The organism is Pseudomonas synxantha BG33R (assembly GCF_000263715.2).
Classification (GTDB): domain Bacteria; phylum Pseudomonadota; class Gammaproteobacteria; order Pseudomonadales; family Pseudomonadaceae; genus Aquipseudomonas; species Aquipseudomonas synxantha_A.
In genome coordinates, this window is record NZ_CM001514.1 from 838,015 (window position 1) to 863,163 (window position 25,149).

The 25,149-nt window shown below is 60.8% G+C and carries 19 protein-coding genes, 1 tRNA gene and 2 pseudogenes; 10 read left to right on the forward strand and 12 right to left on the reverse strand.

All coding sequences use genetic code 11. The annotated features are described in order from the left end of the window. Positions 1-24: 24 nt before the first annotated feature. A complete protein-coding gene (locus PSEBG33_RS23335; protein WP_005784528.1) occupies positions 25-1,443 on the reverse strand; it encodes a short-chain fatty acid transporter in 1,419 nt (472 codons plus the stop codon). A 186-nt stretch (positions 1,444-1,629) separates the two neighbouring features. Between PSEBG33_RS23335 and PSEBG33_RS23330 the strand changes: the two genes are divergently transcribed. Then, positions 1,630-2,919, forward strand: coding sequence for an MFS transporter (locus tag PSEBG33_RS23330; protein WP_005784531.1), 1,290 nt, complete (start codon positions 1,630-1,632; stop codon positions 2,917-2,919). A gap of 3 nt (positions 2,920-2,922) precedes the next feature. Here the strand turns inward: PSEBG33_RS23330 and PSEBG33_RS23325 are convergent, their stop codons facing one another. Next, positions 2,923-4,293, reverse strand: coding sequence for a gluconate:H+ symporter (locus PSEBG33_RS23325; protein ID WP_005784533.1), 1,371 nt, complete (start codon positions 4,291-4,293; stop codon positions 2,923-2,925). Between the two features lie 217 nt (positions 4,294-4,510). Here PSEBG33_RS23325 and PSEBG33_RS23320 point away from each other — a divergent pair, with 217 nt between their 5' ends. The 4 genes from PSEBG33_RS23320 to PSEBG33_RS23305 all read left to right on the forward strand — a co-directional run bounded on the left by PSEBG33_RS23320 (position 4,511) and on the right by PSEBG33_RS23305 (position 11,039). Next, positions 4,511-5,416 (forward strand): cation diffusion facilitator family transporter, encoded by a 906-nt coding sequence (locus PSEBG33_RS23320; protein WP_005784535.1) that lies wholly within the window; start codon positions 4,511-4,513, stop codon positions 5,414-5,416. A 109-nt stretch (positions 5,417-5,525) separates the two neighbouring features. Beyond that, the gene (locus PSEBG33_RS23315; protein ID WP_005784537.1) at positions 5,526-6,752 is read left to right on the forward strand and encodes a TolC family protein; all 1,227 of its coding nucleotides are present in this window, start codon (positions 5,526-5,528) and stop codon (positions 6,750-6,752) included. A gap of 19 nt (positions 6,753-6,771) precedes the next feature. After that, positions 6,772-7,878: an efflux RND transporter periplasmic adaptor subunit gene (locus PSEBG33_RS23310; protein WP_005784540.1), complete on the forward strand. Its 1,107-nt coding sequence runs from the start codon at positions 6,772-6,774 to the stop codon at positions 7,876-7,878. Positions 7,879-7,895: 17 nt separating this feature from the next. Next, a complete protein-coding gene (locus PSEBG33_RS23305) occupies positions 7,896-11,039 on the forward strand; it encodes a CusA/CzcA family heavy metal efflux RND transporter (RefSeq protein ID WP_005784541.1) in 3,144 nt (1,047 codons plus the stop codon). Between the two features lie 74 nt (positions 11,040-11,113). Here PSEBG33_RS23305 and PSEBG33_RS23300 read toward each other — a convergent pair whose 3' ends face one another. The 3 genes from PSEBG33_RS23300 to PSEBG33_RS23290 all read right to left on the reverse strand — a co-directional run bounded on the left by PSEBG33_RS23300 (position 11,114) and on the right by PSEBG33_RS23290 (position 14,894). Then, positions 11,114-12,568, reverse strand: a complete 1,455-nt coding sequence (locus tag PSEBG33_RS23300) for a heavy metal sensor histidine kinase (protein WP_005784543.1) — start codon at positions 12,566-12,568, stop codon at positions 11,114-11,116. Beyond that, positions 12,565-13,239, reverse strand: coding sequence for a heavy metal response regulator transcription factor (locus tag PSEBG33_RS23295; protein ID WP_005784544.1), 675 nt, complete (start codon positions 13,237-13,239; stop codon positions 12,565-12,567). The genes PSEBG33_RS23300 and PSEBG33_RS23295 overlap by 4 nt, the downstream gene beginning before the upstream one ends. Positions 13,240-13,574: 335 nt before the next feature. Next, positions 13,575-14,894 (reverse strand): OprD family porin, encoded by a 1,320-nt coding sequence (locus PSEBG33_RS23290; protein ID WP_005784546.1) that lies wholly within the window; start codon positions 14,892-14,894, stop codon positions 13,575-13,577. Between the two features lie 226 nt (positions 14,895-15,120). Between PSEBG33_RS23290 and PSEBG33_RS23285 the strand changes: the two genes are divergently transcribed. The 3 genes and pseudogenes from PSEBG33_RS23285 to PSEBG33_RS30045 form a co-directional block, all read left to right on the forward strand. Further along, a complete protein-coding gene (locus PSEBG33_RS23285) occupies positions 15,121-15,453 on the forward strand; it encodes a DUF2790 domain-containing protein (RefSeq protein ID WP_003188305.1) in 333 nt (110 codons plus the stop codon). Between the two features lie 186 nt (positions 15,454-15,639). Beyond that, positions 15,640-16,326 (forward strand): annotated as a pseudogene (locus PSEBG33_RS30040) (PAS domain-containing protein); the annotation flags it as partial. Between the two features lie 108 nt (positions 16,327-16,434). Continuing rightward, positions 16,435-16,866 (forward strand): annotated as a pseudogene (locus PSEBG33_RS30045) (methyl-accepting chemotaxis protein); the annotation flags it as partial. 153 nt (positions 16,867-17,019) lie between these two features. Here PSEBG33_RS30045 and PSEBG33_RS23275 read toward each other — a convergent pair. Both PSEBG33_RS23275 and PSEBG33_RS23270 read right to left on the reverse strand, forming a co-directional pair. After that, positions 17,020-17,256: a hypothetical protein gene (locus tag PSEBG33_RS23275; protein WP_005784550.1), complete on the reverse strand. Its 237-nt coding sequence runs from the start codon at positions 17,254-17,256 to the stop codon at positions 17,020-17,022. Between the two features lie 445 nt (positions 17,257-17,701). Then, a complete protein-coding gene (locus PSEBG33_RS23270; protein WP_005784552.1) occupies positions 17,702-18,511 on the reverse strand; it encodes an AraC family transcriptional regulator in 810 nt (269 codons plus the stop codon). Positions 18,512-18,647: 136 nt separating this feature from the next. On the opposite strand from PSEBG33_RS23270, the gene PSEBG33_RS23265 reads away from it, so the two are divergent. Both PSEBG33_RS23265 and ddlA read left to right on the forward strand, forming a co-directional pair. Next, positions 18,648-19,286 (forward strand): LysE family transporter, encoded by a 639-nt coding sequence (locus PSEBG33_RS23265; protein ID WP_005784554.1) that lies wholly within the window; start codon positions 18,648-18,650, stop codon positions 19,284-19,286. Between the two features lie 44 nt (positions 19,287-19,330). Then, positions 19,331-20,425 (forward strand): D-alanine--D-alanine ligase, encoded by a 1,095-nt coding sequence (gene ddlA, locus PSEBG33_RS23260; RefSeq protein WP_005784557.1) that lies wholly within the window; start codon positions 19,331-19,333, stop codon positions 20,423-20,425. An 80-nt stretch (positions 20,426-20,505) separates the two neighbouring features. On the opposite strand, the gene PSEBG33_RS23255 is transcribed toward ddlA, so the two are convergent. From PSEBG33_RS23255 to PSEBG33_RS23235, 5 genes are all read right to left on the reverse strand, one after another. Continuing rightward, positions 20,506-21,222, reverse strand: coding sequence for a polyphenol oxidase family protein (locus PSEBG33_RS23255; protein ID WP_005784559.1), 717 nt, complete (start codon positions 21,220-21,222; stop codon positions 20,506-20,508). A gap of 27 nt (positions 21,223-21,249) precedes the next feature. Continuing rightward, positions 21,250-23,079: a gamma-glutamyltransferase gene (gene ggt / locus PSEBG33_RS23250; protein WP_050989023.1), complete on the reverse strand. Its 1,830-nt coding sequence runs from the start codon at positions 23,077-23,079 to the stop codon at positions 21,250-21,252. A 36-nt stretch (positions 23,080-23,115) separates the two neighbouring features. Next, positions 23,116-23,895, reverse strand: coding sequence for a PhzF family phenazine biosynthesis protein (locus tag PSEBG33_RS23245; protein WP_005784562.1), 780 nt, complete (start codon positions 23,893-23,895; stop codon positions 23,116-23,118). A gap of 127 nt (positions 23,896-24,022) precedes the next feature. Next, positions 24,023-24,099: transfer RNA gene (locus PSEBG33_RS23240), tRNA-Met, on the reverse strand. Between the two features lie 237 nt (positions 24,100-24,336). Then, positions 24,337-24,888, reverse strand: coding sequence for an RNA polymerase sigma factor (locus tag PSEBG33_RS23235; RefSeq protein WP_005784564.1), 552 nt, complete (start codon positions 24,886-24,888; stop codon positions 24,337-24,339). Positions 24,889-25,149 lie beyond the last annotated feature (261 nt).

Consider the following 25,149-nt stretch of genomic DNA (forward strand, 5'->3'; position numbering starts at 1 on the left):
CCAACAGTTGCGGTCACCCGTTATTCAGGGCATCACAGGCGGCAAATATTTCAACGTCGTCCCCAGCGCCCACAGCAAAAACAACACCAGCGGCGTATGCACCAGCAACTGCACAAACGAAAACCCGATCAAGTCCCGCGCCTTCAGCCCCAACACCCCCAGCAGCGGCAGCATATAGAACGGGTTGATCAAGTTCGGCAGTGCCTCGGCGGCGTTGTAGATCTGCACCGCCCAGCCCAGGTGGTATTGCAGGTCATTGGCCACTTGCATCACATAGGGCGCCTCGATAATCCACTTGCCGCCACCCGATGGGATGAAGAAACCCAGCACCGCCGAATACACGCCCATCAGCAGCGCGTAGGTGTCGTGGGAGGCGATGGAGGTGAAGAACGTCGAGATATGGTGCGCCAGGGTCTGGCCGTCACCGCCCTTGACCACCGTCATCAGCGCGGCAATCGAGCCGTACAGCGGGAACTGGATCAGCACGCCGGTGGTGGTCGGCACCGCACGGGCCACGGCATCGAGGAAGCTGCGCGGGCGCCAGTGCAGCAGGGCGCCGACCATGATGAACAGGAAGTTATAGGTGTTGAGCCCGGAGATGGCGCTGATCGCCGGCTTGGTCGAGAACTCATGGAACAGCCAGCCGGCTGCCAGCAATGCCAACAGGATTGTCAGCAACGGGCTGTGTTCCAGCCATTCCCCCGGACGCGTCGGCGGTTGCGGCTTGGTCAGGTTAAAGGCCGGGTCGACGCCGCAGGCCTTGGCATCCCGGGCACTGTTGGGGCCTGGCGCGGTGGCGTAGGCGATGATCAGCGACACCACGATCAGCGCCAGAAGCAGCACACCGGATTGCCACAGGAAGATCGTTTCGGTGAACGGGATCATCCCGGTGATCGACAGGATCGACGGCGGCAAGCTGGCCGGGTTGGCCTGCAACTGTGCCGCTGACGACGAAAGCCCCAACGCCCACACGGCACCGAGGCCCAGGTATGCCGCAGCGCCGGCGGCGCGGTAGTCCATGCGCAAATCGGTACGACGGGCCAACGCCCGCACCAGCAAACCGCCGAACACCAGGGACAAGCCCCAGTTGAGCAACGATGCCACCATGGAAATCAACGCCACCCAGGCTACCGCCGAACGACCGTTCTTGGGAATGCGCGCCAAGCGGTCGATCAACTTCACCGCGGGCGGCGAACTGGCGACTACATAACCGCCGATCACCACAAACGCCATCTGCATGGTGAACGGGATCAGGCTCCAGAACCCGGCGCCAAATGCCTTGGCCGCTTCGGCGGGCGCTGCGCCCATGCTCAGGGTCGCCACGGCGACGATAATCACCGCGAGGGCGGCAAACACCCAGGAGTCGGGAAACCAGCGCTCGGCAAAATTGGAACAACGCAGAGCAAATCGAGCGTAGCGGCTTTCTTCGATAGCATCGGCCATGAAGCTTTCCTCTTGTATTTATTATGGGGTTTGGCAGTTTTACGGCATGTTCCTCTACCCCCATTGATTTGGGAATGTAGTTATCTTCAACGATCAATGAGTAAAACAAATATATCCGTCGTGATTGCCTTCAATGGGTTCAGCTCATAACCTGCACGCCATTTTGTTTGTCTGCCGAGCCTGCACATGACTGCCACCTTTTCCCCACGGGCGCAGCGTTTTTCCCGCTCCGACTACAAAACCCTGGGCCTGGCCGCCTTGGGTGGAGCCCTGGAAATCTACGACTTCATTATCTTCGTGTTCTTTGCGCTGACCCTCAGCCAACTGTTCTTCCCGCCCGAGATGCCCGAGTGGCTGCGCCTGTTGCAAAGCTTCGGCATCTTCGTCACCGGCTACCTCGCCCGTCCGCTGGGCGGCATCCTGATGGCGCACTTTGCCGACCACCTGGGGCGCAAGCGCGTATTCAGCTTGAGCATCCTGATGATGGCCTTGCCCTGCCTGCTGATCGGCATCATGCCGACCTACGCGCAAATCGGTTATTTCGCGCCGCTGATCCTGCTGGCACTGCGCGTGCTGCAAGGTGCTGCGGTGGGCGGCGAAGTGCCTAGCGCCTGGACCTTCGTTGCCGAGCACGCACCGCGCCACCATCGCGGCTACGCCTTGGGCTTTTTGCAAGCGGGCCTGACCTTCGGTTACCTGCTGGGCGCATTGACCGCGACCTTGCTTGCGCAAGTCTTCACCCCCACCGAAATCCTCGACTACGCCTGGCGTTTCCCGTTCCTGCTCGGCGGCGTATTCGGCGTGATTGGCGTATGGCTGCGTCGCTGGCTCAGCGAAACCCCGGTGTTCCTCCAAATGCAGGCGCGTCGCCAGGCCGCCGCCGAAATGCCATTACGCACCGTGCTGCGCGAGCATCGCGCCGTGCTGTTGCCGGCCATGATCCTGACCTGCGTACTCACCTCAGCCGTGGTGGTGCTGGTGGTCATCACCCCGACCATGATGCAGAAAACCTTCGGCATGAGCCCCAGCCACACCTTCGCCCTGAGCGCGTTGGGCATCGTCTTCCTGAATATCGGCTGCGTCCTCGCCGGCCTGCTGGTGGACCGCATCGGCGCGTGGCGCGCGGTGCTGGTCTATAGCCTGTTGCTGCCGGTAGGGATTTTTATCCTGTACGCCAGCCTGATCAGCGGCGGCGTGTGGCTGGGCGCGGCGTACGCCGTGGCAGGCTTGAGCTGCGGCGTGGTGGGCGCGGTGCCGTCGGTGATGGTCGGGCTGTTTCCGGCGCAGGTGCGGGTATCGGGCATTTCCTTCACCTACAACATTGCCTATGCGCTGTGGGCGAGTACTACGCCGCTGCTGTTGATCGCGCTGATGCCGACCAGCCCGTGGGTCTGCGTGGGGTATTGCGTGGTGATGGGGGCGGTGGGGGTGGGAAGTGTGGCGTTATTTGGCAAACGCCACACCTTGGCCGCCTGAGGGTCAGGTCAGGAAGTGCCAGAGCAACAAGGTACCCACCAACCCAACCACCGAAACAATCGTCTGCAACACGGACCACACCCATATCGTCTGCTTCAACTGCAAGCCAAAGTACTCACGCACCATCCAGAACCCGGCGTCGTTGACGTGACAAAAAAACACCGAGCCGGCGCCAATCGCGAGGGCGACCAATGAGCTTTGCGTTGCCGCCAACCCGACCATCATCGGCGCGAGGATGCCCGCCGTCGTAGTGGTAGCGACTGTGGCCGAGCCGGTGGCTTGGCGCAGGGCCACGGCGATCAGCCAGGCCAGCAACAGGTAGGGCATATGCGCGCCTTCGGCGACCTTGCTGATGGTCTGGCTGACGCCTGCGTCCAGCAGGGTTTGCTTGAGGCCGCCACCGGCGCCGATGGTCAGCAGCAACACGGCGATGGGCGCCAGGGCTTTGCGCAAGGTGTTGCCGACGTCGGCGCGTGGCATGCCTGCGGCCCAGCCGAGGCAAATCACTGCGGCGATGACGGCCAGGCCGAGGGCGATCAGCGGTTCACCGAGAAATTTCAAGGTCAGGCCGAGGGGGCTTTCCGGCGCCAGCGCGACTTTGGCCAGCGTGCTGCCGAGCATCAGGATCACCGGCAACAGAATGATCAGCAATGACACCCCAAAGCTCGGCTGGCGCGGGGCCTTGGGCGGTGCGCTGAACAGTGCGCCGATCTCGGCGGGTTCATCCACATGCAGGCGCTTGGACAGCCAGTTGCCGTAGAGCGGCCCGGCCAGGATCACCGCCGGTACCGCCAGGCAAAAGCCCAGCAACATGGTCAGGCCCAGGTCGGCGTGCAACGCGCCCACGGCAATCAGCGGCCCCGGGTGCGGCGGCATCAGGGCGTGCAGAGTGGTCATGCCCGCCAATGCCGGGATGGCGATTTTCAGCAGCGGCTGGTTCGAGCGCTTGGCCATCACAAAGATGATCGGCACCATCATCACCAGGCCCACTTCAAAGAACAGCGGCAGGCCGATCACCATGGCGACCAGCGCCATCACCCACGGCAATGACTTGCCTTTGCCCAGCCCAAGCAAGGTAGTGGCGATACGGTCGGCTGCGCCGGATTCGGCCATCAGCGCGCCGAGCATTGCGCCCAGGGCAATGATAATCCCGGCCTCACCCAGAATCGCCCCGGCGCCCTTGCTGAACGCTTTGGCCACTTCCTCTGGTGGCAGACCGGCACCCACACCGGCGATAAAGGTACCGATCAGAATCGACAGGAACGGCGGCAATTTGGTCGCGCTGATCAGCACGATGATGCTCGCGATGGCCAGCAGGACGCAGAGCATAAGGCGGGTGTCGTGAACCATCCACGCGGCAGTCGATAACTCCAAAACGGAACTCCTTATCGAGCAGGTTGGCTAATATGTTTCTTTTTGTTTCGGCTTGAAAAGCATACCTGATAGAACTGCCCCAGCGTGTCCATGAACGATTTTGGTGCGCTCAACGCTAACGACGTTCTGGCGCTCAGATGACAATTTTGCAAACCATGCCCGTGGATCTGGCCTATAGCTCTATGATCCGCTTCCTCCCAACCCACAAGGACATCCCATGAGCGCAGGACACAGCCACGCCCAAGTACGCGCCGGTCACGAACGCAAGTTATGGATCGCCCTGGGGCTGACCGGCAGCTTCATGCTGGCCGAAGTCATCGGCGCCTTTGTCACCGGCAGCCTCGCGCTGTTGTCCGATGCGGCGCACATGATGACCGACGCCCTGGCCCTGGCGATTTCCCTGGTGGCGATCCAGGTCGCCAAGCGCCCGGCAGATCGCAAGCGCACCTTCGGGTATGCGCGGTTCGAGATTCTGGCGGCCGCGTTCAATGCATTGCTGCTGTTCGCCGTGGCGTTCTACATCTTGTACGAGGCTTACCAGCGGCTGCAGGCGCCCGCCGAGATCCAGTCCACCGGCATGTTGGTGATTGCGCTGCTGGGGCTGGTCGTCAACCTGATCTCCATGCGCCTGCTCAGCGCGGCCAGCGGCGAGAGCCTTAACGTCAAGGGTGCCTATCTGGAAGTCTGGAGCGACATGCTCGGCTCCGTCGGCGTGATCATTGCCGCGCTGGTGATCATGTTCACCGGCTGGGGTTGGGTCGATTCCGTGGTCGCGGCCGCCATCGGCTTTTGGGTATTGCCGCGCACCTGGACCCTGCTCAAGGCGAGCATGAACATCCTGCTTCAGGGTGTGCCGGAAGGCGTCGATATCGAGCAGGTGGAGCAGGGCATCCGCAGCGTGCCTGGGGTCAAGGACGTGCACGACCTGCACATCTGGGCCCTCACCAGTGGCAAGAATGTGCTGAGTACGCATTTGGTCGCGGATGCGTCCCAGGGTACTGAGCAACAGATCCTCAGCCGAGTGACGGAGTTACTGCACGAGCAATTCGATATTTCCCATGCCACGATCCAGGTCGAGGGCGAGGGTTTTCAGCATGACGATCACGACGACGTGCATGCCTGAGCCTGGCTAACGGATTTGTAATCTTTCACCCACGGCCCTGATAAGTACCGACAGCTACATTGCCTCCGCTGGGACACCTCAGCGACTTCATGGGCGTGGAACTCTCGTTATGGCAATTTCCGTTAGAACACTGTTGGGGGCGGCGGCATTGGCAATGTGGATATCCGCAAACGCCGCCCAGGCACAACCCCTCACCCTCGATGCAGCGCTGCAAACCGCCTTCGCCAACAACCCGGACCTGGCGGCCGCACAATGGGAAATCGACATCGCCCAGGGCGGCCGCCAGCAGGCCGGCTTGATCCCCAACCCGGTGGCCTCCTGGGACGCCGAAGACACCCGCCGCAACAGCCGCACTACCAGCATCAAGCTCAGCCAGACCCTGGAACTGGGCGGCAAGCGCGGTGCGCGCATCGAGGTGGCCACTCGCGCCCAGGATGCCGCCGCGCTGACCCTGGAGCAGCGCCGCAACCTGTTGCGCGCCGAGGTCATCGACAGCTATTACGGCGCTCTGCGCGCTCAGGAGCGCCTCGACCTGGCGCAACGCTCAATGACGCTTGCCGAACGCGGCCTGGTGGTCGCCAACGGGCGCGTCACCGCCGGCAAGTCATCACCGGTGGAAGCCACCCGCGCCCAGGTGCAGGTATCGGAAATCCGCCTGGAACTGAACCGCGCCCAGATTGGCCTCACTGACGCCTACCGCCGCCTGGCCACCAGTACCGGCAGCGCGGCCACCGACTTCCAGGCCGTCGCCACGCCAAGCACCTCCGCGCCGGCGTTACCCGCCGCCGCGCCATTGCTGGCCCGTCTTGAGCAAACCGCCGAACTGCGCCTGGCCGAACTCAATATTGTGCAGAACGAAGCCAGCGTGGGCCTGGAAAAAGCCCAGCGCATTCCGGACCTGGATGTGTCCATCGGCAGCCAGTATGACGCCAGCGTGCGCGAGCGGGTCAACCTAGTGGGCGTGTCGATGCCGATCCCGCTGTTCAACCGCAACCAGGGCAACATCCTCGCGGCCACTCGACGCGCCGACCAGGCCCGCGACCTGCGCAACGCCGCCGAGCTGCGCCTGCGCACCGAAACCCGCCAGGCCCTGGACCTGTGGCAAACGGCGAACACCGAAGTGCGTGCGTTCAACCAACAGATCCTGCCTGCCGCACAGAGCGCGGTCGACAGCGCCACCCGTGGCTTCGAGATGGGCAAGTTCAACTTTCTCGATGTGCTCGACGCCCAGCGTACCTTGATCGCGGCCCGCACCCAGTACCTCGCGGCGACGGCCCAGGCCACCGATGCCTGGGTGCGTATCGAACGAATTTACGGCGACCTCGCCCGGTTTTGATTTTTCCTGGAGTCCCCTGATGAACAAAAAACATGGCATGGCGCTCGCCGTCGCCTTGGGCCTGCTGCTATCGGGCTTGGCCCACGCCGAGGAAGAAGAAGGCAAACTTGAACTCACCGAGCAGCAGATCCAGGCCGCCGGTATTCAACTGGCCCAGGCTCAGCCGCGCTCGATTAGCACGGTGCTGACGCTGCCCGGCGAGGTGCGTTTTGATGAAGACCGTACCTCCCACATCGTGCCCCGTGCTGCGGGTGTGGTGGAAGCGGTGAACGTCAATCTGGGCCAGTCGGTAAAAAAAGGCGAGCTGTTGGCGGTGATCGCCAGCCAGCAGATTTCCGACCAGCGCAGTGAGTTGGCGGCCAGCCAGCGCCGGGTCGAACTGGCGCGTACCACCTTTGAGCGCGAGCGCCAGTTGTGGCAGGACAAAATCTCCGCCGAGCAGGATTACCTGCTGGCGCGGCAAACCCTGCAAGAAGCCGAAATCGCCCTGAACAATGCCCGGCAAAAGATGACCGCCCTCAGCGGCAGCGCAGTTCTGGCCGGTGGCAATCGCTATGAACTGCGGGCGCCGTTCGCCGGGGTGGTGGTGGAAAAACACTTGGGCGTGGGCGAGGTGGTCAGTGAAACCAGCAACGCGTTCACGCTCTCGGACCTGTCTCAAGTGTGGGTCACCTTCGGTGTCTTTCCCAAGGACTTGAACAAGGTCCGTGTAGGCAAACCCGTAAAAGTCAGCTCGACGGAAATGGGCACCGAAGTGCTGGGCACCGTGGCGTATGTCGGCAACTTGCTCGGCGAGCAAACGCGCACCGCCACCGTGCGTGTGACGGTGCCCAACCCCGACGACGCCTGGCGTCCTGGTTTATTCGTGGCCGTGCAGGTCGCCACCGATACCTACCAGGCCAAGGTCACCGTGCCGCAAGCTGCGATCCAGACCGTCGAGGACAAACCCTCGGTGTTCGTACGCACCGCAGACGGCTTTATCACCCGTCATCTTGAACTGGGCGTCAGTGAAAACGGCTACGTCGAAGTGCGTCAGGGCCTGGAGGCCGGTGCGCAAGTGGCGACGGCTGGCAGCTTCATCCTCAAGTCCGAACTGGGCAAAGGCTCGGCCGAACACGCCCATTGATCTGCGAGTGACTCCCCATGTTTGAGCGCCTTATCCAATTCGCCATCGAGCAGCGCATCATCGTGTTGCTGGCGGTACTGTTGATGGCCGGTGTCGGCATCGCCAGCTACCAGAAATTGCCCATCGACGCGGTACCTGACATCACTAACGTGCAGGTGCAGATCAACTCGGCGGCCGCCGGTTTTTCGCCGCTGGAAACCGAGCAGCGCATCACCTTTCCCATCGAAACCGCCATGGCCGGTCTGCCCGGCTTGCAGCAGACGCGTTCGCTGTCGCGTTCCGGTTTGTCCCAGGTCACGGTGATTTTCAAGGACGGCACCGACCTGTTCTTTGCCCGCCAACTGGTCAACGAGCGCCTGCAAGTGGCCCGAGGACAATTGCCCGATGGCATCGAAACCGCGATGGGGCCGATTTCCACCGGGCTCGGGGAAATTTTCCTGTGGACCGTGGAAGCTGAGGACGGTGCGCGCAAAGAGGACGGTACGCCTTACACCCCCACCGATTTGCGGGTGATCCAGGACTGGATCATCAAACCGCAGTTGCGCAACGTGCCGGGCGTGGCCGAGATCAATACCATTGGCGGCTTCGCCAAGGAATATCAGATCGCACCGGACCCCAAGCGCCTGGCGGCCTATAACCTGACGCTCAACGATCTGGTGACCGCGCTGGAGCGCAACAACGCCAACGTTGGTGCCGGTTATATCGAGCGCAGCGGCGAGCAGTTGTTGATCCGCGCGCCGGGGCAAGTGGCGTCTATCGATGACATCGCCAACATTGTCATCACCACCTCGGACGGCACGCCGATCCGCGTGCGCAATGTGGCTCAGGTCGACATTGGCCGCGAGCTGCGCACCGGCGCCGCCACCGAAAACGGCCGTGAAGTCGTGCTGGGCACCGTGTTCATGTTGATCGGTGAGAACAGCCGCAGCGTGTCCCAGGCAGTGGCGAAAAAACTTGAGGAGATCAACCGCTCGCTGCCCGAAGGCGTGGTGGCGGTCACCGTCTACGACCGCACCAACCTGGTGGAAAAAGCCATCGCCACCGTGAAGAAGAACCTCTTCGAAGGTGCGTTGCTGGTGGTGGCGGTGTTGTTCCTGTTCCTGGGCAATATCCGTGCGGCGCTGATCACGGCGATGGTGATTCCGTTGGCGATGCTGTTCACCTTCACCGGCATGTTCACCAACAAAGTCAGCGCCAACCTGATGAGCCTCGGCGCGCTGGACTTCGGCATTATCGTTGACGGCGCGGTGGTGATCGTCGAGAACGCCATCCGCCGCCTGGCCCATGCGCAGCAGCGTCACGGCCGCCTGCTGACCCGCAGTGAGCGCCTGCACGAAGTGTTCGCTGCTGCCAAAGAGGCGCGACGGGCGCTGATCTTCGGGCAGTTGATCATCATGGTGGTGTACCTGCCGATCTTTGCTCTTACCGGGGTGGCCGGGAAGATGTTCCACCCGATGGCGTTCACGGTGGTGATTGCCTTGCTCGGCGCGATGATTCTGTCGGTGACCTTCGTACCGGCGGCGATTGCGTTGTTCGTCACCGGCAAGGTCAAGGAAGAAGAAAACTTCGTCATGCGCAGCGCACGCCGGGTGTATGACCCGGTGCTCAATTGGGTGATGACGCGCCGGTCCTTGGTATTTGGCCTGGCGCTGCTGACCATCGTCCTATCGGGCCTGGTCGCCAGCCGTATGGGCAGCGAATTTATCCCCAGCCTCAGCGAGGGCGACTTCGCCCAGCAGGCGCTGCGTGTACCCGGCACCAGCCTGACGCAATCGGTGCAGATGCAGCAGCAACTGGAAAAAACCTTACTGGCCCAAGTGCCGGAAATCGAGCGGGTATTTGCGCGCACCGGTACGGCGGAAATCGCCTCCGACCCGATGCCGCCGAATATTTCCGACAGCTACGTGATGCTTAAACCCAAGGACCAATGGCCGGACCCGAAGAAGTCCCGCGAGGCCCTCATTGCCGATATCCAACGGGCCAGTGCGATTGTGCCGGGCAGCGCGTACGAGCTGTCGCAACCGATCCAGCTGCGCTTCAACGAGCTGATTTCCGGGGTGCGCAGCGATGTGGCGGTGAAGGTGTTTGGCGATGACATGGCGGTACTCAACAGCACCGCCGGGGAAATCGCCGAGACCCTGCAAAAGCTCAACGGCGCCTCGGAAGTGAAGGTGGAACAGACCTCCGGCTTGCCGGTACTAACCATCAATATCGACCGCGACAAGGCCGCTCGCTTTGGCCTGAATGTGGGCGATGTGCAGGACACCATCGCTGTCGCCGTCGGTGGGCGTCAGGCCGGTACGTTGTACGAAGGTGATCGGCGTTTCGACATGGTGGTGCGCTTGTCCGACGCGCTGCGCACAGACATCGAAGGCTTGTCACGGCTGTTGATTCCGGTGCCGGCGCTGGCCGGTAGTACCTCGGGGCAACTGGGCTTTATTGCCTTGTCCCAGGTCGCCAGCCTCGACCTGGTGCTGGGCCCCAACCAGATCAGCCGCGAGAACGGCAAGCGTCTGGTGATCGTCAGCGCCAACGTGCGGGGGCGTGATATCGGCTCGTTTGTCGAGGAAGCCGAAGCCGCCATCACCACCCAGGTGAAAGTCCCTGCCGGCTACTGGACCACCTGGGGCGGGCAATTCGAGCAGTTGAAAGAAGCCTCCGAGCGCCTGCGTATCGTGGTGCCGGTGGCGTTGCTGCTGGTGTTCGGCCTGCTGTTCATGATGTTCAACAACCTCAAGGACGGCTTGCTGGTGTTCACCGGGATTCCGTTCGCGCTGACTGGTGGAATCATGGCGCTGTGGCTGCGGGATATTGCGCTATCGATTTCGGCAGGGGTGGGCTTTATTGCCTTGTCCGGTGTGGCGGTGCTCAACGGGCTGGTGATGATCGCCTTTATCCGCAACCTGCGTGAAGAAGGCCGCTCGTTATCGGTGGCAATCCACGAAGGCGCACTGACCCGCCTGCGCCCGGTGTTGATGACCGCGCTGGTAGCGTCCCTCGGGTTTATCCCCATGGCACTCGCCACCGGCACCGGCGCCGAAGTACAGCGCCCGTTGGCGACGGTGGTGATTGGCGGGATTATTTCTTCGACTTTGCTGACATTGCTGGTGCTGCCGGCGTTGTACCAGTGGGCCCATCGCCGTGAAGAAGAGGCCGAATAACAATCTTGAATGCACCACACAACCAATGTGGGGGGGGCGGTGCGACGATTCGACTTGCTCCCGATAGCGGCAGGTCAGTTGATACATGTGTTGACTGACACACTGCCATCGGGGGCGAGCCCCCTCCCACATGAGATCTCTGTTGTTTGCAAAGGAAACACCAGGCTAAACCGTGTGAAACGCCCCGGCTGGCTGGTGACATGAGCATGCCCCTGATGCAAATGCATGATCGATTTCACTATGGCCAACCCCAGCCCGTTGCCGCCTTCGGCGCGGGTACGACTGCTGTCGGCGCGGTAGAAACGTTCGAACAGGTGCGGCAGGTGGTGCGCGTCGATGCCTCGGCCGGGGTTACCCACCGACAGCGACACGCTCTGGCCGTAGGTTTCCACCAACAGCAGGATGCTCGAACCTTCAGGCGTATGGCGAATGGCATTGGAGAGCAAATTGGAAATCGCCCGCTGGATCATCAGACGATCCCCAGTCACCCAGGCCTCGCCGCGCAGGCTCAGGGTGACGTGTTTGTCTTCGGCACTCAGGGCAAACAACTCCATCACGCGCTGGGCTTCCTGCGCCAGGGACACCTCGGTGAATGAGGCCCGCGCCGCCGGATGGCTGACCTGGGCCAGGAACAGCATGTCACTGACGATGCGAGCCAGGCGTTCGAGCTCTTCGGTGTTGGATTCCAGCACCGCCTTGTATTCCTGCGGCGGGCGCTCACGCGAGAGGGTCAACTGGGCCTTGCCCATGAGGTTGGTCAAGGGCGCGCGCAGTTCGTGAGCCAGGTCATCGGAGAATTGCGACAGTTGCTGCACCCCGGCATCCAGGCGGTCGAGCATCACGTTGATGCCTTGGGCCAGTTCACCCAGTTCGTGGGGCAAGTTGTCCACTGACAAGCGATGGGTGAGGTCCTGGGTCGTGACTTTCGCCGCCACCTGGCTGAACTGCTTCAACGGCGCCAGGCCACGTTGCACCAGCCACCAGGCGCCCATGCCGATCAATATCAACAGCAGCGGCAGCGCAATCAGCGTGGCGCGCAGGTAGGCACTGAGCAATGCCTGGTCGTCCATGCGGTCCAGGGACAGCAATACTCGCACACGTTCACCGTTGGCCAGGCGCATCAGGCTGGAGGCGCTGAGTATTTGGTTGCCGTAGCTGTCGACCCAATTGAGATAGCCAATGGTTTCCCGTGGCTTGAAGTCGGTGAGCAGTGGTTCCTGGGGCTTGCTGCCGACGTTCAGCAGCACGCTGTTATCGGGCGCGGTACCGACGATTGTCAGGTGGAAATTGTCGTGGCCCATCACCAGGTCCATCAGCGAATGTGGGCGGCCGCGAATACCATGGGCGTCCAGGCCCATGGCGAGGCTGTGCTGGATCTGTTCCATCTTGCTTTCCAGGTTCTTGCGCGCCAGTTTTTCAAGCTCATGGGTGAGGGCCAGGTAGGCGAGGGTCGCCAGCAGCAACACCAGGCCCGCGCCCATCAGGCTGACGGTCAAACCCAGGCGCATCGACAGGCTGCCGGTTTTCATGGGCGCGCCTCCAGCACGTAGCCGACGCCGCGAATGGTGTGGATCAGCTTGACCTCGCTCTGGTCGTCGACCTTGGCGCGCAGGCGGCTGATGGAGACTTCCACCACATTGGTGTCGCAGTCGAAATTCATGTCCCACACCAGCGAAATAATCTGCGTGCGGGTCAGCACTTCACCGCTCTGGCGCATCAGCACCTGCAGCAGGGCGAATTCCTTGGTGGTCAAGTCGATGCGCCGAGTGCCGCGATAGGCGCGGTGGCGACGCGGGTCCAGTTCCAGGTCCGAGACGCGGAACACTTCCGGCTGGGGGATGTGTTCGCTGCGCCGCAACAGGGTGCGCACCCGCGCCAGCAGCTCGGGGAACTCGAACGGCTTGACCAGGTAATCGTCGGCGCCCATGTCCAGGCCCTTGATCTTGTCCGCCAGCCTGCCGCGGGCCGTGAGCATCATCACCCGCTGGTTGCCATTGCGGCGCAGTTGTTCCAGCACTTGCCAGCCATCCTTGCCCGGCAGGTTGACGTCCAGAATCACCAACTCGTAGGCATGCTGCTCGGCCAGGTGCAGGCCATCAATGCCATTGGCGGCGCAGTCGGCCACGTAGCCGCTTTCGTTCAAACCCTGTCGCAAATAGTCAGCGGTTTTTTGCTCGTCCTCAATCACAAGGATACGCATGGGGGTTACCTCTTGAATGATGGAGAGAAGGCGCCCATGTCCTTATGGCGGCTGTTATCAAAGTGGGAAAAGTCTGAAGGCTGAAGTAACTCTAGGGTCAACTGCGACCGTCGGTCGCACCGCGCCGCAGGCAAAAAAAACGCCCCAAGCGGGGCGTTAAAAATTCATCTCTTTCCAAAGGAGCTACACAAAAGCTTCAGAGATGAACGTGCTCGGTAAATAAGTTGGCGCGAGTATAGAAAGTTGAACTTAACGAGAAGCTGAGGCCAATATTACAATTTTGATAACCGGCTATTTGTGAACAGATGTTAGTTAATCGCGAGCGAATGTAAGTGTCACAAAACGGCCAGTGGATATTCGGCAATCAAGCGAACTTCTTCCAGATCGGACTCAAAGGCACTTGAGCGCACGGTGGCCTGGCGCAAGCGCAGGGAAAAATCCTTGAAACGCCCACTTTGCACCACGTACTTGGCCTCGATATCCCGTTCCCAACGGCGTTGATCGGTCAGCGGGTTACCCGCCGCATCGCGACGCATATACACGGTGTTGGCATTGCTGTAGTCGGCGCCGGTGCCCTTGCCGTAGCGGGTCATGAACGACAGGCCCGGGATGCCGAACGCCTGCATGTCCAGGTCGTAGCGCACCATCCATGAGCGCTCCTTGGGCGAATTGAAGTCGCTGTACTGGATCGAGTTGTTGAGGAAGATCGAATCAGACTGGCGCAGGTAGTCGAAGTCATCGTCCCCATTGTTGCGCTGGTGCGACACGGCCACGCTATGGGCGCCGACCTTGACCCCAAGCCTGGCGCTCCAGATGTTGTTGTCGAATTCGCCGAGTCGTTTGCGGCCTTCGTCCACGGCCTTGTAGTAGTTGAAATCGCTGAACAGTGACACGTCGTCGGTCAGCGCATAGGTGGCGTTGCTGCCGAAGTAGTACTGATTCCACGCGTCTTTCAAACGGCTGCTGTAGAGGCTGACGCTCAGGTGTTTATTGAATTGATAGTCGCCGCCGACATAGCCCACCCAGGGTGAGTCGACCTTGCCCGCATAGAACGTCGCAAAGCCGTTGTTCATCCCGCTTTCATTGGGCTGGCTCATGCCGCTCAAGCGTCCGCCTTGCAGGCTCAGACCTTCCAGGCTGGTGTTTTGCACGGTGAAACCGCGAAAGCTTTGGGGCAATACCCGTGAATCGCCGTACGCCACTACGGGCGTCAGCGGGAATACGTCGCCGGCCTTGATTACCGTATCCAATACCCGCAGTTTCGCCGCGCCGCCGAGTTTGCTGTAGCGGTTTTCGGGCTGATTGGCGCTGTCCACTGGCAACACACCGAACGAGCCCTTGCCGCCACTGCGGCCTGCACCGGAGTCGAGCTTGAGCCCCAGCATGGCAAACGCGTCCAGGCCAAACCCCACGGTGCCTTGGGTAAAGCCGGATTCGAACCGGCTGATCAGCCCCTGCGCCCAGGCTTCGGAATAGCCGTTACCGGTGGGGCTGGATTGGCCCTTGCGATCGTCGCGATTGAAGTAAAAATTGCGCGCCAGTACGTTCAGGCTGCTGCCTTCGATAAAACCCTCGGGCTTTTCCTGCCCTGCCGCCACGGCCAGGGGCAACGCGGCCATCAGTGAAAAGGGAAGGGTGTAGTGACGAATATTCATGATGCGCTCCTCGGTGATGGCAGTTATCGGCTTCTTATAGAGGCAGGCGTTCTTATTGATCTGGCCCAGGCTGATAGTTGCAAACGGCGTATAACAGGCGCATTGCGTGAAGATTACGATTCTGGAAACTAACGGCCATCTAACAAATACGTAATGTTCTGGTGAACCTGGCGTCAGGGTGGGTTGGTTAATCTCGACACTGAACTTTTCAGTCGAGGAAACCGCAATGAACTTTTATAAAGTAGGTGTGGCTGTATTAACGGCTGTGTTGTCATTTGGCGCACTGGCCGAAGGGGGCGGGGATCGCACCTTTGCCCTGATGATGGAGCGCAATGAGAAAGCCATGGCCGCCTACGCGATCAAAAAAGGCAAGCCGGTGCCCGAGGTTCAGGCTTACCGCTATGGCATGGACCTGGACATTGCCAAGGTCGTCAACGTGACGCCGCCGATCCGCTCGTGCAACGTCGTGCCGTCGCGCATGACCTATGAAGACTCCAGCGGCAAGCTCAATACCCTGGAATATCAGGTCATGGGCGTATGCCGTAACAATGGCGGTTGAAAATATAGTTCGGCCCAGGGCTCAAGCACTCTTCAGAAAACCCCGGCAGCGCCGATGCAAGTTAGAACACCCACCTCACTTGCCTAACGGTGCCCCATGTTCAATACCGGCCTGAAGCAGGAGCTGACCGCTCTGCGCGAAGAATTGTCGAGCTTGCTCCAGGTGAAAGAGAGCCTGGAAAACGAAATGCTCTGCCTGACACTGGACCCTGAAGGCCGTGTGGAGTGGGCCAATGCCAACTTCCTGCAGGAACTGGCTTACTCGCTGGGCGAGATTGTCGGGCGCGCGATCGAAGACCTGGTGCCGGCACATGTGCGCCAGGACGAGTTCCAACTGCGCTTCAAGCACGCGCTGGCCCGCGGGGAACACTTCGCCGGCGCCGTGCGCCTTATGCGTGGCAATGGCAAAGAAGCCTGGTTGCGCTCAATCTTGCAGCCGGTGCGCAGTTCACAGGGGCGCATCAAGCAGTTTTCGATGTTCTCCAGCGACCTTACCCGCACCATCGAGAGTTCGCGTGAACATGAAAACCTCATCACCGCGCTAATGCGCTCCACCGCGTTGATCGAGTTCGACCTGGACGGGCATGTGCTCACCGCCAATGACCGCTTCCTCGGCGCCATGGGGTACAGCCTGGCGCAGATCGAAGGCAAACATCACCGTATGTTCTGTGAGCCACAGGAATACAACAGTGCCGAATACCAGCAGTTCTGGAAGCGCCTGAACGCCGGTGAGTTCGTCGCCGCGCGCTTCAAACGGGTGGACAGCCACGGCCGCCTGGTGTGGCTGGAGGCCACCTACAACCCGGTGGTGGACGCCAATGAGCGGCTGTACAAAGTGGTCAAGTTTGCCACGGTCATTACCGACCAGGTCAACCGCGAGCAGGCAGTGGCCGAGGCCGCCAATATTGCCTACAGCACCTCTTTGCAAACCGACGACAGCGCCCAGCGCGGCACCACCGTGGTCACCCAGGCCGTGGACGTGATGCGCGATCTGGCCCAGCACATGCAGCAGGCCGGTGAAGGCATCGAGGCGTTGAATGCCCAGTCCCAAGTAATCGGCAGCATCGTCAAGACCATCAGTGGCATTGCCGAGCAGACCAACCTGCTGGCGCTCAACGCCGCCATCGAAGCCGCGCGTGCCGGTGAGCAGGGGCGTGGCTTTGCGGTGGTGGCCGATGAAGTGCGGCAACTGGCTTCACGCACCAGCAAAGCCACCGAGGAAATCGTCGGCGTAGTGCGCCAGAACCAGGACATGGCCCGCGATGCGGTTGCGCTGATGGCCGACGGTCGCCTGCAAGCCGAGCAAGGCCTGGCCCTGGCGGCCGAGGCGGGTACGGTGATTGTGGAAATTCAGGACGGTGCGCAAAAAGTGGTGAGTGCGGTCGGGCAGTTCGCCAATCAGTTGTCGAGCTAAAGAGCACGTTCGGACACCAAACTCGATTTTGGCGACAACAGAACCCAAATGTGGGAGCTGGCTTGCGTGCGATAGCATCACCTCGGTGTACCTGATGTACCGAGGTGTCTGCATCGCAGGCAAGCCAGCTCCCACATGAGTTTTGTCGTGTTTTCAGGTGCGTGGCATGCACTCGATGGTGCGGTTTAGCACGGTCTTGGCCATCTCCAGCAAATGCCACGCGGCATGGATTCTGGCACGGTCATGGGGTTGCAGGTGATCGCAACAGTCCCACACGGTGGCAGAGGCGCTGTTGATCAGATGGGAAATATAGAGTTGAGCGTCTTCGAAGCTGAGGTCTTCGTTGACGACGAGGCAGTCCATGGGTGGATCGGGAAGTGCTTTGGTCATGGTGTAACTCCTATTAACTCAAAGGAGCCGACCCGTCGCGACTAAACGTTGGGTGGCGGCTGTACGCAGGTTAGTCGACCGGCAAATAGGCAAAGTCCGGCGCACCCGAGGGCGCCCTGCGCACAGCCACCATAAAACCTCATGGAGGACCATGCGCCTATTAAATCCGAGCGACTAAACCCGATCACTGAAATCCAGCGACGGACCGAAGACTAGCCATCGATTCCAACAGGCACAAGGCGGCAGGGATTGTCTCGGAAACGTCCTGCAATTTAAAGGGACACAGCTTGCTGGCCCTTTACAAACCATGACCAAATGCCAGCAACACCACCTCATCCAACTGTGGGAGCTGGCTTGCCTGCGATAGCGGTGTGCCTGATACACCGAGGTGTCTGCATCGCAGGCAAGCCAGCTCCCACAGTTTGAACGTATTCCAACCCAGCACTCAGCGTCCGAGCATCTTTACCCAACGCGATGGCGGCATCCCGTATGTGCTGCGAAATTGCCGGGTCATGTGGCTTTGGTCGGTGAAGCCTGCGGTCATGGCCGCATCCACCAACGATTGGCCCTGGGCCAACAAGTGGCGCACCAGGTCCAGTCGGCGCATGGTCAGGTAGCGGTAGGGGCTGGTGCCGAACAACAAGCGAAAATCCCGCGATAACGCCCAGCGGTCGCGGTCGGCATGGTCGGCTATTTCATCCAGGGTGATGCTGCGGCCCAGGGCGCTGTGGATAAATTCACGGGCGCGTTCGGCGGCTGCGTAGTCGAAGGATTTACGGCTGACGACGGCACCGGATGCCTCGCTCAGGGCCTGGGCCAGGTCGAACATGGCGTCCTGCTCTTGCATCCGGTCAATCGGGCAATCCAGGCTTTGCAGCAATACCTCGCTGGCACGGTGCAGCCGAGCGTCGGTGGACAAGCCGCCGGGAATGAAAGGCAAGGGTTTGCCGCCGAGGATCTGCTGGATCAGCGCCGGCTCCACATAAATCATCCGGTACTTGAAGCCTTCATCGCTGCCGGCACGGCCGTCGTGGGTTTCGTCCGGGTGAATCACCATGGTGGTGCCAGGCATGCTGTGGGTCATGCCACCGCGATAATGAAAACTCTGCACGCCGAACAACGTGCGCCCGATGGCGTAGGTGTCATGGCGATGGGGGTCGAATGCGAAACCGGCAAAGTACGCCTCGATACGGTCCAGGCCGCTGGCGTGCGGGGCGCGGTGCAGCCAGTCGAGGGAGTGGGTGGGTTTGCCCATGGTGACTTGTCACAGAAGGAGGTGGGAACACGTTAACCGAGTCTGCCGCGGTTGTCTGCCTGGGGTCTTGTACGATTGTGCAGGCGTCGGCCGGGGCCTATGATCGCTGTTCGTCTACTACGCTGGTGAACCCTCCATGGATGTTTTCAACCCTGCCTATGTGGCGCCGCTGGTCTCGCTCGCGCTGCTGTGGACGGTCGCCGTGGTGACCCCCGGCCCCAACTTCTTCAATACGGCGCAATTGGCCGCCAGTTGTTCGCGACGTCACGGCGTAGTGGCGTCGGCGGGCGTAGCGACGGGCACGATTATTTGGGGGCTGGCAGGTGGCCTGGGTATCAAGTCGCTGTTTACCGCCGCGCCCATGTTGTACCTGGCGTTCAAGATCATCGGCGGTTGCTACCTGATCTACCTTGGGCTAAAGCTGTTCAAGCGCTCGGCGCCGACAACGGGGCAGGCGGTGTTGCCCGATGAGCCGCGACGTTCATTATTTTCCGCATGGCGTTTCGGTTTGCTCGGCAATTTGTCCAACCCCAAGGCCGCTCTGTTCGTCGCCACGGCCTTCGCCTCGACCATGCCGCCCTCACCCTCGCCGACGTTGCTGACCTTGGCGGTCATCACCATGGCTACGTTGTCGTTCAGTTGGTATTCCAGCGTAGCCTTGGTGTTTTCCAGCGAGCGCATGGCCAACCTCTACAGCCGTTCGCGCAAGTGGCTCGACCGCTTTGCCGGCAGTTGCTATCTGTTGTTCGGGGCGCATCTGGTGGCGAACCGCTGACTACCCGTGGTAAGAAGCCTTACTTTCAACAGTGAGGCCAGGTCATGAGCAAGGTGCGGGTAGGTATTATTTTTGGTGGCCGTTCGGCTGAGCATGAGGTCTCGCTGCAATCGGCGCGCAACATCGTCGATGCCCTCGACCGTTCGCGCTTCGAGCCCATCCTGATCGGTATCGACAAGGCCGGCCACTGGCACCTCAACGACACGTCGAACTTCCTGATCAACCAGGAAAACCCGGCCCTGATCGCCCTCAACCAATCCAACCGCGAATTGGCGGTGGTGCCCGGCAAGGCCAGCCAGCAGGTGGTGGAAACCTCCGGGCAGGGCCTGCTGGAACATATTGATGTGATCTTCCCGATTGTCCACGGCACCCTTGGCGAAGACGGTTGCCTGCAAGGTTTGCTGCGTATGGCCGACTTGCCTTTCGTCGGCTCCGACGTGCTTGGCTCGGCCGTGTGCATGGACAAAGACATCAGCAAGCGCCTGCTGCGTGACGCGGGTATTGCCGTCACGCCGTTCATCACCCTCACCCGTGGCAACGCGGCGCGCACTTCCTTTGAAGCGGCGGCGAACAAGCTCGGCGTGCCGATGTTCGTCAAGCCCGCCAACCAGGGCTCCTCAGTGGGCGTGAGCAAAGTCGGCAACGAAGCCGAGTACCGCGCCGCGGTTGAACTGGCGCTGGGCTTTGATGAAAAAGTGCTGGTGGAGTCCGCCGTGCAGGGCCGTGAAATCGAATGCGCTGTATTGGGTAATGATCACCCCATCGCCAGCGGTTGCGGCGAAATTGTGGTGAGCAACGGCTTTTATTCCTACGACAGTAAATACATCGACGATCAGGCCGCCCAAGTGGTGGTGCCTGCGGCTATCAGCCATGAAGCCAGCGAGCGAATTCGCCGCCTGGCCATCGAAGCCTTTGAGGTGCTGGGTTGCGCAGGGCTGGCGCGGGTGGATGTGTTCCTGACGAATGAGGGCGAAGTCCTGATCAACGAGATCAACTCACTGCCCGGTTTTACCCGCATCAGCATGTACCCCAAGCTGTGGCAAGCGGCGGGCATGAGCTACAGCGAGTTGGTGAGCCGGTTGATTGAGTTGGCGCTGGAGCGACATGCGGGGCGCAAGGGGTTGAAGATCAGCCGCTGATTGCTGGTGGCTTGCGGTTCAAGGGCTGCTTCGCAGCCCAGCGGGAGCAACCTCCCTCGCCACAAGGTACGGTATGTCCGTCAGGTCGTACGAGCAATCCACGAATAGATCAATGTCTTCGGCTCCTCCAAGTGATGCGTCCTCCTGCGATAGCTGGCAAACGTCGGTGATGTGCAATAAGTGCACACGTCACTCACCTCGATCTGCTCGCGCTTGACCTCCGCCGCTTGCAGCAACAGCAGCCCATACCCGCTCAAGTCAAACCAGGCACTTCCCGCTTGCCTGGCGTGGGGCGGTGTAATGTGCGGAGCTTGTAGCGGTGTCGTTTGCTCAATGCTCCAGGGCGCCTGGCTGTCCTCCCATAGGTGGCCTTGATCCGCTTGGAACTGGGCAATGAACGTTTCACTCACCTCATAGCAGCAAGGCTTGATCGACGGCCCAATTGCCACCCGCAACTGGTCCGCGCTAATGCCTTCATCGATAAAACGCTGCACGGCATTGCCGATAATCCCGCGTTGCAGGCCCTTCCAGCCGCCATGAATGGCGGCCACTAAATCACCGCCTGCGATCAGGATGGGCAAACAGTCGGCCGTGATGACCGCAATTGGCTGCCGGCTCCGGGTGAACACCCCGTCCGCCTCAACCGTATTAGTCACTTGGCCCGACTGCCATTCAATCACCGACGCGCTGTGCACCTGCTTGCAGATGAACACATCATCAGGTCGCAGCGGGTCATCAATCGAACAAAAACCGTGATCGACGCCGGGTAGGGCGCCGAGGTTGTGGGCTGTGTGCACCGTGCATTCTCCGTTGATCAAAACCCCTTAGTCACCCAGCGCCTCACCTTCACGCCGAGGGTCAGCACCGCCGCTCAATGTCACCTTGCCCTGGGCATCCCGCGTGCGCACGATGGCCTGCACGCCGCTGGTCATATCGATCTCGCTCAGGGCATGGCCCTTGTCCTTGAGCGCTTGTTTGAGCGCAGGGCTGAACAGGCCGGTTTCCAACTCAGTGGCGCCATTGCGGCTGCCGAAATTCGGCAGGCTGATGGCCGCTTGCGGGTCGAGCTTCCAGTCGAGCATGGCCACCAGGGATTTGCTCACGTACTCGATGATCTGCGAACCGCCCGGGGAGCCCACGGTGGCCAGCAACTCACCACTGTTGCGATCGAACACCAGGGTCGGAGCCATGGCCGAGCGCGGGCGCTTGCCGGGTTGCACGCGGTTGGCCACAGGCTGGCCGTTTTCTTCGGGGATGAACGAGAAATCGGTCATCTGGTTGTTGAGCAAAAAGCCCTGGACCATCACGTGGGAGCCGAACGCCGCTTCGACGGTGGTGGTCATCGACACCGCGCCACCCTGGTCGTCCACCGCCACCACTTGCGAGGTGGAGATGCGCAGCGGCGAGCGATCCGGTGCATACGCCACTTGAACGCCCTCCGGTTGGCCAGGCTTGGCGACCTCCATGCTGCGCTCGCCGATCAGCGCGGCGCGCCGGGCCAGGTAGTTGGGTGCAACAAGGCCGGCAACCGGCACGGGGGTGAAGTCTGCATCGGCCACATACAGGGCGCGATCGGCAAAGGCCAGGCGCCCGGCTTCGGCAATCAGGTGCACGGCCTCGGGTGTCGGTTCAAGCCCGGCCGGCGAAGTACTCTTGTTCGGGGTCATCGGCGCGATCGCCAGGCGCGGGTCGCGGGTCTGCAGCGCCTGCAAGGTGCCAAGGATCTGCGCCACGGCAATCCCGCCAGAGGAGGGCGGCGGCATCCCGCAGATTTTCCATTGTTTGTAGTCGGTGCACAGTGGGGCGCGCTCCTTGGCGCTGTAGCCCTTGAGGTCGGCTACGGACAAGCTGCCGGCATTGTGATTGCCCTGCACCTTGCGTGCGATCTCATCGGCAATCGCCCCGTGGTACAGCGCATCCGGCCCTTCCTTGGCGATGCGCTTGAATACCTCGGCCAGCGCCGGGTTTTTCAACAGCGTGCCGGTGGCTTTGGGCGAGCCATCGGCATTCAGGAAGTACGCCGCCATCTCGGGCGATTGCGCGATAAAGCGATCCGCCGCGATCAAGCTATGCAAGCGCGGTGAAATGGCAAAGCCCTGCTCCGACAGGCGGATCGCCGGCTCGAACAGCTTTGCCCATTGCAGATGGCCGCTCTTGTTGTGCGCCATTTCCAGTGCGCGCAATACACCCGGCGTACCGACAGAGCGCCCGCCAATTTGCGCATCGGTGAACGCCATCGGCGTGCCGTCGGCCCTCAGGAACAAGCGCTCGGTCGCCCCCGCCGGTGCGGTCTCGCGGCCATCGTAGGCCTGCACGTTTTTGCCATCCCACAGCATGATGAACGCACCGCCACCAATGCCGGAAGACTGTGGCTCCACCAGGGTCAGCACCGCTTGCATCGCAATCGCCGCGTCGATGGCCGAACCGCCTTGGCGCAACATCTCGCGTCCGGCCTCGGCAGCCAGCGGGTTGGCGGCGGCGGCCATATGACGCTCGGCGTGGCGGGTATTCAGGTCAGTGCGGTAGCCCGAACCCAGCTCCGGTGCTGGTGGTTGTTCGGTGACAGACGTGTGGCAGGCCGCAAGGGCCAGGGCTGCTGCGATGACCGTCAACTGACGGCGGGAAGTCAAAAACACGCGCTGAACTCCGTTCATTTTGAGAATGATCTGTTGTCCTTCGGGAACTGCGTTTTACAGATAAATCGTGCCTTGCATGTACAGCACCGCCTTGCCGGAGATAATCACGCGGTCGCCCTTGAGTTCACAGCGCAACTGGCCCTTGCGCTGGCCGCCTTGCTCGGCGGTCAGTTGCAACTTGCCCAGGCGCTCGGCCCAGAACGGTGCCAGCGAAGTGTGCGCCGAGCCGGTGACCGGGTCTTCATTGACCCCCACATTCGGGCCGAACCAGCGTGAGACGAAATCAAACTGTGTGCTTTTGGCGGTGACTGCAATCCCACGTTTGGGCAGGCCCTTGAGCCGTGCGAAATCGGGTGTCAGTGCCGCCACCTGCGCTTCATTTTCCACCAGCACGATGTAGTCATCGGTGCCAAACACCTCGGCAGTTTCAATGCCCAGTGCGCTCAACATTCCGGCCGGTGGCTCGCAGCGTTGGGGCTGTTTGGCCGGGAAATCCATCGCCAGTTCATCGCCATTGCGCGTCACCCGCAACTCGCCGCTGCGCGTGGCAAAACGCAGCACTTGCGGCGCATCGGCCAGCATATGAATCAATACCCAGGCCGCCGCCAAGGTGGCATGGCCGCACAGGTCTACCTCGACTTCGGGGGTGAGCCAGCGCAGCTCGTAGAACTCGCCACGGGGTACAAAAAACGCGGTTTCCGAGAGGTTGTTTTCAGCCGCGATATTCTGCAGTTGCTCGTCGGGCAACCATTCGGTGAGCGGGCACACCGCCGCCGGGTTGCCGCCGAAGGGGTGTTGGCTGAAAGCGTCGACTTGGTAGATGTCCAGTTTCATCGGGGCACTCCGCATTTTAGGGAGGCTGGACACTAACAGTGGGGGTTGGGGGCGTCAAAATACAGTTGGGGAGTTTTTTACGCGCACAAAAAAACGGCCTACCTTTCGGTAAGCCGTTTTTAGTACTTGGTGGCTACACAGGGACTTGAACCCCGGACCCCAGCATTATGAATGCTATGCTCTAACCAACTGAGCTATGTAGCCAAGTGGCGCGCATTATTCGCTCGGAACGGCAATGCGTCAAGTCTTTTTGTTGAATTTTTTTCTACGCTTTCAACCGTTTAACCGAAAACGCTGCTTTGGGTGACAGGCGGCAGGGAGGGGCGCTGGCCGATGCGCTCTGTAGCGGGGGCAGATGCAGAGCATTGGTGTCTATCAGGCCAAGTCTGACAGTGTTGGGCAGATATCCCTGTCGCCCAACGCTTGCCCGGCTAATTCAGCTTAGCGATGCAGGGGGGTGTGGGTCACGCGCTTGAGCTGTTCGCGTGCCCGTGACAGGCGCGAGCGCACGGTGCCGATAGGGATGTCCAGTACGTCGGCGGTGTCCTGATAGCTACCGTCGGTTTCCAATGAGGCGTACAGCGTCTTGCGCATCTCGGTCGGCAAGTGATCGATAGCGCTCAGGGTATTTTCCAGGCGCCGGTTGATCTCAAACTCCCAATCCAGACTGTGGGTATCTTCCTGGCCATGCCACAGCGACTCATCGAATTCGCAATGTGCGGGTTTGGCATACAGGCGCCGAAAGTGATTGCGGATCAGGTTCTGCGCGATGCCGCACATCCAGGTGCTGAGCGTTGCGGTGCCGCTGAAACGGTCGCGATTACGCCAGGCTTCCAGGTAGGTCAATTGCAAAAGATCATCCGCATCTTCCGGGTTAAGCACGCGTTTATGAATAAAGCGGCGAAGCTTTTTCTGTTGATCGTCTGTCAGATGAAGCATGAATTGAGGCGAATTGCCACCAAGGTGAACTAAGGCTTCAATAGGAATATTCATGATTTTTTCCTTAAGGTAGACGCAGTCGAAACGTATCGACAGGAACCCGATTGCACTGCTTGTGCCAAACAGAAAAAATCACGTAACTACTTAATTTATATATATAAATATCTTGAATTGATGCTTTTTTGCGCAGACTTTTGCACGTGAGGATTAGAGGTCCGTGCAAGTATTTTCAAACCTGCCGTCGTCTCGATTTTCAATGGAACCATATGGGTAGGCTTTGCCACACAGAGACACACTCTTCCTGAACTGGCCTGT